Below are 13,689 nucleotides of genomic sequence, written 5' to 3'. Positions count from 1 at the left end.
CGGCCGGGCACTCTGTATCGATATGGACCCGGAGCTCGTGCGCCACGTGGCCACGTCCACGGGTCTGCCCGGGGAGGTCGCCGCCCGCGTGGTGGCCGACGTCGTCGCCTACTACTCGGAGACCACCGAGGAGTTCGTGCGCCGCCGTCACCGGGAGCTGCAGGCCCGCGACCATCGCAACGCCGAGATCTGGACGGTGATCGCCGACGAGCTCGCGCACCGCCCGGTCGCGCCGGGCGAGGTCAGCGCGCGGCGCCTGCGACGGCTGGTCTACGGATAGGGGGAAGAAGATCATGTGCGGCATCGTGGGATACGTCGGACCCCGGCCGGCGACGAAGATCCTCGTCGACGGTCTGGCCCGCCTGGAGTACCGCGGCTACGACTCGGCCGGCCTGGCCGTGGCCCACCGCAAGGCCCTGCGCACCACCCGTTCGGTCGGCCGGGTCGACGACCTGCGCGCGGCGCTCGGCGACGACGAGTCCCCCGGCCGCACCGGAATCGCCCACACCCGCTGGGCCACCCACGGCGAGCCGAGCGAGCGCAACGCCCACCCCCACACCGACGCCGCCGGCCGGATCGCCGTCGTCCACAACGGCATCCTCGAGAACGCCGACGAGCTGCGCGCCAAGCTCGTCGCCGAGGGCGTCACGCTGAAGTCGGACACCGACACCGAGGTCCTGCCCCACCTCGTCGCCCGCGCGCTGGACGGCGGGTCGAGCTCGCTCGAGGAGGCGGTCCGCGAGACGCTGCGGGTCGTCGAGGGCACCTACGGGCTCGTCGTGCTCGACGCCCGCAACCCCGACGAGCTCGTCGTCGCCCGCAACGGCAGCCCCATCGTGCTGGGCCTCGGCGACGGCGAGATGTTCGTGGCCTCCGACGTCGCCGCGCTCGTGCGGCACACCCGCCAGGTCGTGTTCCTCGCCGACGGCGAGCTGGCGACGCTCACCGCGACCGGCTACGAGGGCTCGCGGTTCGGGCCGCCCACCACGGTCGAGGTCGACGACGCCGACTACGAGCTCGACGGGCACGCGGACTTCCTGTCCAAGGAGATCCACGAGCAGCCGGCCGCGCTGCGCCGCGTCCTGGCGGGACGCCTCGACACCCGCTTCGCCACCGCCCGTCTCGACGGCCTGCGCCTCGACCCGCGCGAGCTGCGCGGCATCCGGCGTGTGACGTTCCTCGGGTGCGGCTCCGCGCTCTACGCCGGGCAGATCGGCGCGGGGCTCGTCGAGGAGCTCGCGCGCGTGCCCGCCGACGCCGAGCAGGCCAGCGAGTTCCGCTACCGCAATCCGCTCGTCGACCCCGAGACGCTCTACGTCGCCGTGAGCCAGTCCGGGGAGACCATCGACACGCTCGCCGCCGTCGAGGAGCTCCAGCGCAAGGGCGGGCGGGTCGTCGGCGTCGTCAACGTCATCGGCTCGGCGATCGCGCGCCAGTGCGGGGCGGGGATGTTCCTGCACGCCGGCCCGGAGGTCTCGGTCGCGTCGACCAAGGCGTTCAGCTCGATGGCCACGTCGTTCACGCTGCTCGCCCTGCTGCTCGGTCGCGTCCGCGACCTCTCCGCGGCCCACGGCACCCGGCTCGTCGAGGGCCTACGGCGCCTTCCCGACGCCGTCGAGACCGCGCTGCAGTCGAGCGACGAGGTCGCCGAGGTGGCCCGCCGCTACGCCGACGCGCGCTCGATGTTCTACCTGGGCCGGGTCCGCGGTGCGGCCGTCGCGCGCGAGGGCGCCCAGAAGCTCAAGGAGATCTCCTACGTGCACGCCGAGGCGTACGCCGCCGCGGAGCTCAAGCACGGGCCGCTCGCCCTCGTCGACGCGCAGATGCCCTGCGTGGTCGTGGTCCCCGACGACGAGCTGCTGGCCAAGAACATCAGCACGATCGAGCAGATCCGCGCCCGGGGCGGGCCCGTGATCGCGGTGACGAACGCCCAGCTCCCCGACGGCCTCGCCGACGCCGTCCTGCGCGTCCCGCGCCTCGAGCCGGAGCTCGACCCGATCCTGCTCGGCGTGCCCCTGCAGCTGCTCGCCTACCACTGCGCCGCCGTGCTGGGCCGCGACATCGACAAGCCGCGCAACCTCGCGAAGAGCGTGACGGTGGAGTAACCCTCGTGAGCACTTTCCGGGCCCATGGGCCCGGAAAGTGCTCACATGGGCGGCAGGCCGACCTCGATGGTCAGCGGGCCGTCCGGGTCGGGCGCGTCGACGGTGGCGTGCCCGCCCGGGCGCAGGGCCCCGGCGACGATCCGGCGCGAGAGGGCGCGGTCGACCTCGCGGGTCACGACGCGGCGCATCGGCCGGGCCCCGAGCGCCTGGTCGTGCCCCCGCGCGACGATCGCCTCGACGGCCGCGGGGGTGACGGTGAGGCCGACCTCCTGCGCGCCGAGCCGCTCGCGGGTGCCGTCGAGGAGCAGCTCCACCACCCCGCGCAGGGCGTCGGGGGCCAGCGGCGTGAAGAGCACCACCTCGTCGACGCGGCCGAGGAACTCCGGGCGCAGCGCGCGGGCCAGGGCCGCGAGCACCGACGCGCGGGCGGCGTCGGGGTCGCGGCCCTCGGTCAGCGCGGCCGCGCCGAGGTTGCTCGTCATGATCACCACGGCGTCGGCGAACGACACCGTGCGGCCGCGTCCGTCGGTGAGCCGGCCCGCGTCGAGGACGCCCAGCAGCAGGGCGAGCACGTCCGGGTGCGCCTTCTCGATCTCGTCGAGCAGCACGACGCACGACGGCGTCCGCCGCAGCGCCTCGGTGAGCTCGCCGGGGCGGTCGTGCCCGACGTAGCCGGGCGGCGCCCCGGTGAGCCTGCTGACGGTGTGGGCCTCGCGGAACTCGCCGAGGTCGAGGCGCACGAGGCGCTCGTCGGACCCGTGCAACGCCTCGGCCAGCGCCCGTGCCAGCTCGGTCTTGCCGACGCCGGTGGGCCCGGCGAAGAGGAACGACGCCACCGGACGTCCCGGCTGGCCCATCCCGGCGCGGCCGGCCAGCACGGCGTCGGTGACGGCCTCGAGCGCGTGGTCCTGGCCGACGACGCGGCGGCGCAGGTGGTCGGCGAGCCCGAGCAGCCGGGTGCGCTCGGAGTCGGTGAGGTGGGCGACGGGCAGGCCGGTGCGGTCGGCGACGACCTGGGCGACGTCGCCGACGGTCACCGTCACGGACGCGCCCGGGTCCTCGCCCCGGCGCAGCCGCACCCGCGCGGCGGCGGTGTCGAGCGCGTCGATGGCCTTGTCGGGCAGGAACCGGTCGCGCACGTGGCGCGCGGTCAGCTCGACGGCCGCGCGGCGGGCGTCCTCGGGGAGCCGCACGCCGTGGTGCTCCTCGTAGCGGACCCGCAGCCCGTCGAGGATCGCGACCGTCTGCTCGACGGTGGGCTCGTCGACGGTGATCGGGGCGAAGCGCCGCTCGAGGGCCGGGTCGGACTCGACGTGGCGCCGGTACTCCTCCAGCGTCGTCGCCCCGACGACCTGCAGCTCGCCCCGCGCCAGCGCCGGCTTGAGGATGTCGGCGGCGTCCATCGTGCCCTCGACCCCGGCACCCGCGCCGACGACGGTGTGCACCTCGTCGAGGAAGAGCACGACGGAGCGCTCGGTCGCGGTGACCTCGTCGACCAGCCGCCGCAGCCGCTCCTCGAACTCCCCGCGGTACTTGGTGCCGGCCACCAACCCGGCCAGGTCGAGGGCGACGACCCGCTGCCCGACCGCGCCGGGCACCGACCCGGCGGCGATCCGCGCCGCGATGCCCTCGACGATCGCCGTCTTGCCCACGCCCGGGTCGCCCACCAGCACCGGGTTGTTCTTGGTCCGCCGCCCGAGGATCTCCAGGACGGCGGCCACCTCGCGGTCACGACCGACGACCGGGTCGAGGCGCCCGGCGCGCGCCGCCGCGGTGAGATCGCGGCCGAAGCGGTCGAGGACCGGCGTGCGGCTGTTCCCGGACGGGCGCGACGCGGGACCGTCCCCCTGCTGGCCCGGCCCGCCGAGATCGCCGAAGCCCTCGACCAGCCGCCCGATCAGTTCCTCGAGGGGGTTCGTCCACTCCCCCGGGCCGTCCCGGGGATCACGTCGGGCGTCGTCGCTCACGCCTCCATCATGCGCTCGCCGGATCGTCCAGCTCTCGCTGCGCTCCGTGTCCCGTCAGCAGCTGGGCTCGATCGACAGGACACCGGGCAGCGTGCGCACCTTGTCGGCGAACTCGGTGCACTCGGCGCTGGTCAGCGCGACCGTGCACTGCACGCACGAGCAGGAGACGCCCTCGTGGACGTCGACCGAGAAGTCCGGGACGCGGTAGCCGAGGGAGCAGATCGCCGACGCGAGATCCATGACCCCGGGCATGCCACCGGTGGTGAGGATGGTGAACGGGCGCGGCAGGCGGGAGAGGCGACGGGTGGGGGCCGGCTCGAGAGTGGTCACGACGTGCTCCTGGGGATCCGGTGGTGGAGTGGATCCGAGCCAGGTCTCGGCGGTGGTCCGCTGCGAGCCCCTACCGGGGCGAGCGGTGGTGCGCGCCGGGGCCCTGGCTCACCCGGCGCGCCGAAGTACTACCTCTCGACGAAGTCGCACGGCCTGCATGTCGACCATGTTACCCCCGCCACTCCCGTCCCGGTCAAACGGGCGCGCCACCCGCCCGGTGGGTGTTCTGGATCGTTCTGACGACGCAGAACACCCACCGTCGATCAGACCATGACGATCCCGCCGTCGATCATCACCGCCTGGCCGGTCATGTAGTCCGAGTCCCGGCTCCCCAGGTAGGACACGAACGACGCGACGTCCTCGGGCGTCTGCACCCGGCCGAGCGCGATGAGCTGCGAGTACTGCGCGAGCGCCTCGCCCTTGCCGGTGCCCAGGTAGCCGCCGAGGCCCTCGTCGATCTCGTCCCACATGGTCGTGCCGACGATCCCGGGGCAGTAGGCGTTGACGGTGATCTGGTGCTGCGCGAGCTCCTTGGCCGCCGCCTGGGTCAGGGCCCGCACGGCGAACTTCGACGCCGAGTAGTGCCCGAGGTGGTCGAAGCCCTGGTGCCCGGCGATCGACGCGGCGTTGATGATCTTCCCGCCGTGCCCCTGCTCGATCATCGCCTCGGCCGCGGCCTGCAGGCACCACATCACGCCGCCGACGTTGATCGACAGCATCCGCTGCAGGTCGTCGGGCGTGACCTCGAGCAGGGTCTTCACCTGCGCGATGCCGGCGTTCGCGACCATCACGTCGATCGATCCGAAGCGCTCCCGGGTGGCGGCGACGAGCGCGACCACCGCGTCGCGGTCGGCGACGTCGGTGGCGGTCGACGCCGCCTGTCCCCCGGCGTCGGTGATCTCCTGCGCGACGCCCTGCGCGGTCGCGCCGTCGATGTCCGACACCATCACCGCGAGCCCGTCGGACGCCAGACGCCGCGCGATCGCGGCACCGATCCCCCGTCCCGCGCCGGTGACGACGGCGACGCGCGTGCCGGCCGCGTTGTCCCGGGGGGCGGTCACGGGTGCACCAGGATCTTCACGTTGGACTCCTTGTGGTCGATCAGCTCGCGGAAGCCCTGGTCGACGATGTCCTCGAGGGCGATGCGGCCGGTGATGAACTGCTCGACGTCGACGACGCCGTCGCGGACGAGGTCGATGACCTCGGGATGGCGGCCCGCGTAGGCGAGCGAGCCGATGAGCCGGATCTCGGAGAACACGAGCGAGTTGACGTCGAAGGTCGCCGGGTGGCCCCAGATCGAGACGTTGACGCAGGTGCCGCCGGGCCGGGTCGACGCGACGGCCTGGGCGAGCACCGGGTCGAGCCCGGCGCACTCGAACGTCACGTCCGCCCCGGCGCCGTCGGTGAGGTCGCGGATGGCCTCGGGGACGTCGACCTCGGTCGGGTCGAGCACGTGGTCGGCGCCGGCGCCCGGGGCCTTGGCCTTGCGCGCGTCGGCGGGCTCGACGACGACGATCTGACCGGCCCCGGCCGCCCGCAGCGCCGCGGCGGTGACCAGCCCGATCGGGCCGGACCCGAACACCGCGGCGGTCTGGCCCTTCTCGATCCCCGAGAGCTTCGTGGCGTGGTAGCCGACCGCAAGGGGCTCGACGAGCGCCCCCTGCTCGGTGGTCAGGCCCTCGATGGAGTGCACCCAGCGCTGGTCGACGACCATCTTCTCGGCGAAGCCGCCCTGGTCCCCGTCGAGACCGATGAAGCCCAGCTGACGGCAGACGTTGTAGCGCCCGGCCCGGCAGGCCACGCACGTCCCGCACACGTCGTAGGGCTCGACGACGACCCGGTCGCCCTCCGTCACCCCGGTGACCCCGGACCCGACGCCGGCGACCACGCCCGAGAACTCGTGTCCCAGCGTGATCGGGATGGCGCCGCCGGTCAGCGGGTGGGGCGCCTGCGGGGTGGGCGTGAAGATCGGGCCGTCGAGGAACTCGTGCAGATCGGTGCCGCAGATGCCGCACCACTCGACGGCGACCTGCACCTGTCCGGGGCCGGGACGGGGCTCGGGCACGTCCTCGACGCGCACGTCACCCCGGCCGTGGAAGCGAGCAGCCTTCATGGGTCCTCCCTGGGACGGTCACCGCCATCCCACGAGGGTGACCCGGGTCACGACCAGGGTTGCAGCGGTGTTGCACGCTCCGGACCGAACAGCCGGGCGGTGTCCGCCGGGGAGGGCGGGAGGACCTCGACACCCGGCGCGATGCGGTAGGGACGGGCGGCGAGCAGGCCGCCGAGGACGCGGCGCAGCCGGGAGAGCTCGGCGCGCACCGTCACGAGGTGGTCGGCGTCGTCGTAGAGCGCCCGGCTGATGGCGGCGGCGTCGAGCCCCGCGCTCCCGGCCGCCATGAGCAGCGCGACGATCTGCAGGTGGCGCCGGCCGAGGGTGTGGCGCCAGACCTCGTGGCCCTCGACGAGCACCGCCGCCGGGTCGGCGTCCAGGTCGAGCCGCAACCGGGTCCGGCCGCTGCCCGCTGCGTCCGACGGGCGCAGCAGCCACCCGCCCGGCACGCGGTCGGGCAGGCACGCGCCGAGCCCGTGGACCAGCATCGCCTCGCCCGCCCGCGGGACGCCGACGCGGTCGCGCGGCGCGAGGCCCGTCGCGGCCGCGACCCACCCGTGGTCGTCGACGACCAGCGCCGGCCCGGTCTGGCGGGCGAGCACCGGGGCCGCGACCGCGCGGAGGCTCTCGAGACGCGTCTCGTGCGCGGCCCACAGGCCGGTCTCGGCGAGGCGGACCGCGGTGTGGACGAGCGCGACCGTCGTCGGGTGGACGGTCGGCGCCGGACCGGAGAGGTCGACGACGCCGAGCATCTCGCCGGTGCGCGGGTCGTGGATCGGGCTCGCCGTGCAGGTCCAGGGGTGCTGGGCGCGCACGAAGTGCTCGGCGGAGAACAGCTGCACCGAGGCGTGCTCGGCGAGCGCGGTGCCGATGGCGTTGGTGCCGACCGACGCCTCCGTCCAGTCCGCGCCCGGCAGGAAGCCGAGGGAGTCGGCGAGCCGTCCCACCCGCACCGAGCCCTCGCGCCAGAGCACGAACCCGTCGGCGGCGGTGACGACCATGATGTGCTCGGCGTCCTCGGCCACCGCCGTGAGGCTCGCCCGCAGCTGGGGCAGCACCCCGGCGATCGGCGACGCGGCCCGCCGCTGCTCGACGGTCTCCGGCGGAGCGGGGTCGTCGAGCGCCCGTCCGTCCGGGGCGACCCCGTAGGACAGGACGCGGTCCCACGAGCGGCTCACGACCCGCCGCAGCCCGGGCGTCGGCCGGCTGCCGGCGAGGCGGGCGTCGTGCGCCTGGTGGAGCAGGCGGGCGTGCCGGCGCAGGTCGGTGCTGCGCGTCACCGCGCAGACCCCGTCGTCGGCGTGAGGCACGGGCACCTCCTCGACGTCGACGGGCCCCGCCGCAGCCTAGGCAGGCGTCGTGACCGGCGCCATAGACCGACCGGCACGCCGGTGCTCGCTCGGGCTGACGCCGCGGATGCGCTTGAAGGCGGCGCTGAAGCCGAAGGCGTCGGCGTACCCGACCGTGCGGGCCACCTCCGCGACGGTCGCGGCGTCCTTCTCGATCAGCAGGTCCGCCGCGAGGGTCATGCGCCACGCGGCGAGGTAGGTCAGCGGCGGCTCCCCGACGAGCTCGGCGAAGCGCTTGGCGAGCGTGGCGCGCGAGACGCGGGCCCGGCCGGCGAGCGAGGAGACGGTCCACGGCGCGGCCGGCTCGGCGTGCAGCAGCCGCAGAGCTTCCCCGACGACCGGGTCGCGCTGGGCGGCGTACCAGGCCGGCGGCTCGCCGCCGGGCCGGTCGAACCACTCGCGGATCGAGCAGACCAGCAGCCAGTCCAGCAGCCGGTCGAGGACCACCTGCTGGCCCGGCCGGTCGATCGCGACCTCGGCGGCGAGGTGGTCGAGGACGGGGTCGCCGGTGCCGCCGGTGCCGACCCGCAGGACCGGCGGCAGCGCGTCCAGGAGCCGACGGCCGATCTCGCCGTGCAGCGGGTAGGCGCCGACGACCAGCGTCGTCGCCTCCCCCGGGCCGCCGTCGCCGGGGTCGTGCCAGCCGCGGCGGTAGCGCGTCCCGCCCTGCTCGGGCGCGGCGCAGTGCTCACCGCAGGCGATCGGCTCCGCCACGGTGCCGGGCTCGTCGACGAACGTGAACGACGCGGGCCCGCGCACCACGGCCGTCTCGCCGACGCGCAGCCGTTCGGGCGCCCGCCCCTCCGGCACGATCCACCCCGCGCCGTCGAGCACGGCGCACAGCGTCAGCGGGGCACCGTCGACGAAGTGCAGCGCCCAGGGCGGGGTCAGGGTCGAGCTGCCGAACAGCGAGCCCTGCGCCCGCACCCCGCGGAAGAGGTCCCCGAACGCGTCCACCCGACCGAAGATAGACGATCGCGCAGGCATGGGCGCTCTTCGCCTATGGCAGCGTCCGACCGGGCGGCGTTCACTCGGGGCCATGCACGACGACATCACCCTGGTCCTCGGCGCCACCGGCAAGACCGGCCGGCGGGTCGCCGCCCACGCGCGGCTGCGCGGCGCGACGGTGCGCGCCGCCTCCCGGTCCAGCGCCACGCCGTTCGACTGGTCCGACCCGCGAGGCTGGGACGCCGCCCTCGACGGCGTCGCCGCGGTCTACATCGTGCCGCCGTCGACGCCCGGGCCGGTGCACGAGCTCGTGGCCCGGGCCGCCGAGGCCGGCGTGCGGCGCCTCGTCCTGCTCTCCGGCCACGGGGCGGACACCTGGGGCGAGTCGGCCTTCGGCCGGGACATGCGCGACGCCGAGGACGCCGTGCGCTCCTCGCGGCTCGAGTGGACCGTCCTGCGCCCGGCCAACTTCGCCCAGAACTTCGACGAGGAGCTCTGGCACGCGCCGCTGCTCGCCGGGGAGCTGGCGCTGCCGCCCGGTGACGTCCCGGAGCCGTTCATCGACGTCGAGGACGTCGGCGACGTCGCCGCTACCGTGCTCGCCGAGCCCGGTCGGCACGCCGGGCGGGTCTACGAGCTCACCGGACCCCGGGCGATCACCTTCGCCGAGGCCGTCGACCTCGTCGGGCGGGCATCGGGCCGCCCGCTCGCCTACCGGTCGATCTCCGTCGACGCCTACGTCGCCGGGCTGGTCGACGACGGGTGGGACCCCGGCGAGGCCCGGACCCTCGGTGACATGTTCGTGCTCATGGAGCGCGGGCTCATCGCCGGGACGACCGACGACGTCGCCACCGTCCTCGGCCGGCCGGCCCGGAGCTTCGAGGACTACGTCGCGCGGACCGCGGCCGCGGGGGCGTGGGGTCGCTGATCCCTACTGGAGGCAGAACTCGTTGCCCTCGGGGTCGAGCATGACCAGGCACCACCCGGAGGCTTCGTCGACCTCGCGGACGAACTGCGCCCCGGCGGCCTCGAGCTTCTCGCGGTGGGCCTGGGCGAGCTCGCGGCGGTTCTCGGCGAGGCCCCCGACGTTCACGTCGAGGTGGACCCGGTTCTTCACCGTCTTGCCCTCGGGCACCTTCTGGAACAGCACGCGAGGGCCGGCGCCGTCCGGGTCGCACACGGCGTTGAGCCGGTCCCAGTCCTCGCGGGGGATGCCGACCTCCTCCGCGAAGGCCTCCCAGGAGTCGAACCCGGACGGCGGGGGCTGGAGGACGTAGTCCAGCGCCAGGGCCCAGAATTCCGCCTGCTTCGCGGTGTCGCGGGCGTCGAACGTGATCTGCACACCGATGGCCATGGCGCTCAGTGTGGCGAGGGTGGCGGACAGGATGGGTCCTCCTCAGGCTCCGGGTTCTCCTGCGCCGCGGGCGGGGCACCCGGCCCCGTGACCGAACCGCTCGACCTGTTCGCCTCCGATGATGCCGCCGCGGCGGACCCACCACAGGACCTCGAGACCCTCCGCGCGCAGGCCGCCGGCTGCACCGCCTGCGAACTGCACCACGACACGACGGGCACCGTGTTCGGGTCCGGGCCGGTGCAGGCGCGCCTCGTGATGGTCGGCGAGCAGCCCGGCGACCAGGAGGACCGGCAGCAGGCGCCGTTCGTCGGCCCGGCCGGGCGCCTGCTGGACGAGGCCCTCGACGAGGCGGGCATCGCCCGCGACGACGCCTACGTCACCAACGCGGTCAAGCACTTCGGCTTCCGCTACCAGGGCAAGCGCCGCATCCACGAGACGCCGAAGGCCGGCCACATCCGCGCCTGCCGGCCGTGGCTGGACGCCGAGCTGGCCCTGGTGAAGCCCCAGGTGCTGCTCACCCTCGGGGCGACCGCGGGCAAGGCACTGCTCGGGTCGTCGTTCCGGATCACCGCCGAGCGCGGCGAGCCCCGGGCCTGGAACGACATGACCCTGGTCCCGACCATCCACCCGTCGGCGATCCTGCGCGCCGACCCCGCGCGCGGTCAGGACCGCGACGAGATGTTCGCGGGGTTCGTCGCCGATCTGCGCACCGCTGGTGAGCTCCTACACGGGTAGCCCCAGCCCGCGTGCGATGAGCATGCGCTGGACCTCGGAGGTGCCCTCGCCGATCGTCAGGATGCGGGCGTCCTGGTAGTGGCGGGTCACGGCGGTGTCCTGCATGAACCCGTACCCGCCGGCGAGCTCGGTGGCGAGGTAGGCCGCCTTGTTGGCCGCTTCGGAGGCCACGAGCTTCGCGGTCGCGGCCTCGCGGGCGACGGGGCGGCCGTGGTCGTACTTCCAGGCGCCGTCGTAGGTCATCACCCGCGCGGTGGCCGCGAGGGCGGCGATGTCGGCGACCCCGAAGGCGACACCCTGGTGCCCGCCGAGCGGGGAACCGAAGGACGTCCGGTCGCCGACGAAGCGGCGGATGTCGTCGAGGCAGCCCAGCGCCAGCCCGGTGCTCATCGCGGCGATCGGGAACCGCGCCCACGTCAGGAACCCGAGCGCCTCGCGGTACCCCCGCCCCTCCTCCCCCAGCAGCGCGCTGCCCGGAACCCGGACGTCGTCGAAGAACAGCGGATGCGTGTCGGACGAGCGCCACCCGAGCTTCGCGTAGGGCCCACCGACGGTGACGCCGGGCGCGTCGAGCGGGACCAGGAAGGCCGCCACGGGCCGGCGGGCGCGGGCGTCGGCGGCGGCCTCCCCCGTGGCCGCGAAGAGGATCACGTAGCGGGAGAACGGGGTGCCCGAGTTGGTGATGAACTGCTTCGACCCGGAGATGACCCAGTCGCCGCCGTCGCGGCGGGCGGTGGTGGCGATGTTCCCGGCGTCGGAGCCGCCTGTCGGCTCGGTCAGCCCGAACGACACGAACGTCTCCCCGGTGCAGGCGCCGGGCAGCACCTCGGCGAGCAGGTCGTCCCGCCCGGCGGCGAGGTGCGCGAGGAGGGCGACGCTGATCGCCTGCACGTGGACGGTGACGGACAGCGAGGAGTCGACGCGGGCGAGCTCCTCGGCGGTGAGGCACAGCGTGCGCAGGTCGGCGCCCCCGCCGCCGAACCGCTCCTCGGCGAGCAGCCCGTAGACGCCGAGGCGGCCGGCCGCGCGGGCGAGGTCCGCGTCGAAGACGCCGGCGATGCTGCGCTCGGCGGCCCCGGGCGCGACCTCCCGGGTGACGAAGTCCCGGACCGTCGCCTGCCACTCGCGATGGTGGTCCTCCAGCGCCCAGGGAACCGCGTAGTCCTGGGAGTCGAGGGAGTCGTCGAGGGAGCCGCCGAGCATGCTCCCGGTGCGGTCGGCCGTGTCGGTCATGCGCCGGCCACCCGTCGCGCCTGGCCCGCCCAGTACGGCTCGCGGAGGGCCTTGCGCAGCAGCTTGCCGACGACGTTCTTGGGCAACGGCTCGTGGGTGAACTCGACGGCGCCGGGCTTCTTGTAGGAGCCGAGGTTCTGCCGAACGAGCTCGACGATCTCCTCGGCCGTCACGGTCGCGCCGGGCTCGACGCGGCACACGGCCATCGGGGTCTCGCCCCAGCGTTCGTGCGGCACCGCGAACACGGCCACCTCGACGACGTCGGGGTGATCGGCGATCGCCGACTCGAGCTCGGCGGGCCAGATGTTGAAGCCACCGGACACGATCATGTCGTCGGCCCGGTCGAGGACGTAGACGTAGCCGTTCTCGTCGATCCTCCCGATGTCACGGGTGCGCACCCAGCCGTCGACGAGCCGGGTCGAGGTGAGCTCGTCGTCGTTCCAGAAGCCGCGCATCTGGCCCTCGACCTGCGCCCACAGCTCGCCGTCCTCGCCGAGGGGCAGCGCGGTGCCGTCGGCGTCCCGGACCTCGATCCGCGCGAACGGCAGGACCTTGCCCGCCGCCCGCAGCGGGCTCGATCCGGGGACGTCGGAGAACCATTCCTCGGGCGTCATCACCGTCAGCGGGACGGCCTCGGTCTGCCCGAACACCTGGTGGAGGACCTCGCCGAACGCCGCCCGCCCGGCCAGCGCGGTCGCGTCGGTGATCGGGGCGCCGCCGACGAGCAGGCACGCGAGCGCCGAGGTGTCGCGGTCGAACCGCGAGGGCTCGGCGGTGAGCATCTGGACCATCGACGGTGGCGCGAACATGTGCGTGACGCGGTGCCGCTCCATCATCGCGAGCACCTTGGCGGGGTCGAAGACTCCGAAGAGCAGGTTGGCGCTGCCGTGCAGCCACGCCGGCAGGAACAGGTAGCCCGACGCGTGCGAGATCGGGCCGGCGTGGCCGACGACGCTGCGGGTCTGCAGGTTCGGCAGCCGGTAGTACCAGTTGCGGCAGTTCACGAGCCAGTCGTGCTGGGTGTAGCCCACGCCCTTGGGGCGTCCCGTCGTGCCCGCGGAGTGCCGGATGACGTACCAGTCGTCGGCGCCGACGCGCAGCTGCGGGTCCTCGGGCGACTGGGCCGCGAGCCAGTCCTCGTAGCCCGCGTCCCGCACGAGCACGTGCTCGAGCCCCGCCGTCTCGTCCTCGAGGCCCTTGACCTCGTCGGCGTGCGCGGCGTCCACGACGAGCACGCGGGTCTGCGTCTGCTCGACCATCACCTGGTGCGCTCGGCGCGCGTTGCGCGCGTACAGCGGGACGCGCACGGCGCCGGCGATGGCGGCGCCGAGGAAGAGGTCCGCGGCGCCGACGTCGTTCTCCTCGACGCTCGCGACCCGGTCGCCGGGCCGGACCCCGAGCGCGATCAGCCCGTTGGCGGTGCGGACCCCGCGCTCCCAGGCCTCCGCGAAGGTCAGGCTGCGGTGCTCGGTGACGACGGCGGTCCGGTCGCGGTGCAGCGTCATGGCCTGGCGCATGAGACTCGGCACGTCCATCCGGCGGACGCTAGGGACGG

Annotated in this window: 13 protein-coding genes; 4 read left to right on the top strand and 9 right to left on the bottom strand. The window is 74.5% G+C overall.

What is annotated here, in order from left to right; genetic code table 11:
• Positions 1 to 22: 22 nt before the first annotated feature.
• The gene (locus WCD41_RS12335; protein ID WP_337713722.1) at positions 23 to 280 is read left to right on the top strand and encodes a hypothetical protein; all 258 of its coding nucleotides are present in this window, start codon (positions 23 to 25) and stop codon (positions 278 to 280) included.
• A 13-nt stretch (positions 281 to 293) separates the two neighbouring features.
• Positions 294 to 2,105: a glutamine--fructose-6-phosphate transaminase (isomerizing) gene (gene glmS / locus WCD41_RS12330; protein ID WP_337713721.1), complete on the top strand. Its 1,812-nt coding sequence runs from the start codon at positions 294 to 296 to the stop codon at positions 2,103 to 2,105.
• Between the two features lie 41 nt (positions 2,106 to 2,146).
• Here the strand turns inward: glmS and WCD41_RS12325 are convergent, their stop codons facing one another.
• The 6 genes from WCD41_RS12325 to WCD41_RS12300 form a co-directional block, all read right to left on the bottom strand.
• Entirely contained in the window at positions 2,147 to 4,072 is a 1,926-nt protein-coding gene (locus WCD41_RS12325) for an ATP-dependent Clp protease ATP-binding subunit (RefSeq protein ID WP_337713720.1), read from the bottom strand.
• Positions 4,073 to 4,126: 54 nt separating this feature from the next.
• On the bottom strand, positions 4,127 to 4,402 hold the full coding sequence (locus tag WCD41_RS12320; protein ID WP_337713719.1) for a hypothetical protein: 276 nt from the start codon (positions 4,400 to 4,402) through the stop codon (positions 4,127 to 4,129).
• 263 nt (positions 4,403 to 4,665) lie between these two features.
• Positions 4,666 to 5,463 (bottom strand): acetoin reductase, encoded by a 798-nt coding sequence (locus WCD41_RS12315; protein ID WP_337713718.1) that lies wholly within the window; start codon positions 5,461 to 5,463, stop codon positions 4,666 to 4,668.
• Positions 5,460 to 6,515 carry a 2,3-butanediol dehydrogenase gene (locus tag WCD41_RS12310; protein ID WP_337713717.1) on the bottom strand — a complete coding sequence of 352 codons (1,056 nt, stop codon included), beginning with the start codon at positions 6,513 to 6,515 and terminating at the stop codon, positions 5,460 to 5,462. The genes WCD41_RS12315 and WCD41_RS12310 overlap by 4 nt, the downstream gene beginning before the upstream one ends.
• A gap of 47 nt (positions 6,516 to 6,562) precedes the next feature.
• Positions 6,563 to 7,825, bottom strand: a complete 1,263-nt coding sequence (locus tag WCD41_RS12305; RefSeq protein WP_337713716.1) for a GAF domain-containing protein — start codon at positions 7,823 to 7,825, stop codon at positions 6,563 to 6,565.
• A gap of 36 nt (positions 7,826 to 7,861) precedes the next feature.
• Positions 7,862 to 8,821, bottom strand: coding sequence for an AraC family transcriptional regulator (locus tag WCD41_RS12300; RefSeq protein WP_337713715.1), 960 nt, complete (start codon positions 8,819 to 8,821; stop codon positions 7,862 to 7,864).
• Positions 8,822 to 8,903: 82 nt separating this feature from the next.
• On the opposite strand from WCD41_RS12300, the gene WCD41_RS12295 reads away from it, so the two are divergent.
• Positions 8,904 to 9,740, top strand: a complete 837-nt coding sequence (locus WCD41_RS12295) for an NAD(P)H-binding protein (protein WP_337713714.1) — start codon at positions 8,904 to 8,906, stop codon at positions 9,738 to 9,740.
• Between the two features lie 3 nt (positions 9,741 to 9,743).
• Here WCD41_RS12295 and WCD41_RS12290 read toward each other — a convergent pair whose 3' ends face one another.
• Complete coding sequence (locus WCD41_RS12290; protein ID WP_337713713.1) at positions 9,744 to 10,166, bottom strand: VOC family protein; 423 nt, start codon at positions 10,164 to 10,166, stop codon at positions 9,744 to 9,746.
• Positions 10,167 to 10,253: 87 nt separating this feature from the next.
• Between WCD41_RS12290 and WCD41_RS12285 the strand changes: the two genes are divergently transcribed.
• Positions 10,254 to 10,901: a UdgX family uracil-DNA binding protein gene (locus tag WCD41_RS12285; RefSeq protein WP_337713712.1), complete on the top strand. Its 648-nt coding sequence runs from the start codon at positions 10,254 to 10,256 to the stop codon at positions 10,899 to 10,901.
• Here the strand turns inward: WCD41_RS12285 and WCD41_RS12280 are convergent.
• Both WCD41_RS12280 and WCD41_RS12275 read right to left on the bottom strand, forming a co-directional pair.
• Entirely contained in the window at positions 10,890 to 12,134 is a 1,245-nt protein-coding gene (locus WCD41_RS12280) for an acyl-CoA dehydrogenase family protein (protein ID WP_337713711.1), read from the bottom strand. The two genes, WCD41_RS12285 and WCD41_RS12280, sit on opposite strands and share 12 nt — an antisense overlap.
• Positions 12,131 to 13,669 (bottom strand): class I adenylate-forming enzyme family protein, encoded by a 1,539-nt coding sequence (locus WCD41_RS12275; protein ID WP_337713710.1) that lies wholly within the window; start codon positions 13,667 to 13,669, stop codon positions 12,131 to 12,133. The genes WCD41_RS12280 and WCD41_RS12275 overlap by 4 nt, the downstream gene beginning before the upstream one ends.
• Between the last annotated feature and the right edge of the window lie 20 nt (positions 13,670 to 13,689).

It is taken from the genome of Actinomycetospora aeridis (genome assembly GCF_037400275.1).
Classification (GTDB): Bacteria; Actinomycetota; Actinomycetes; order Mycobacteriales; family Pseudonocardiaceae; genus Actinomycetospora; species Actinomycetospora aeridis.
This window is presented reverse-complemented; position numbering and strand designations above follow the sequence as displayed.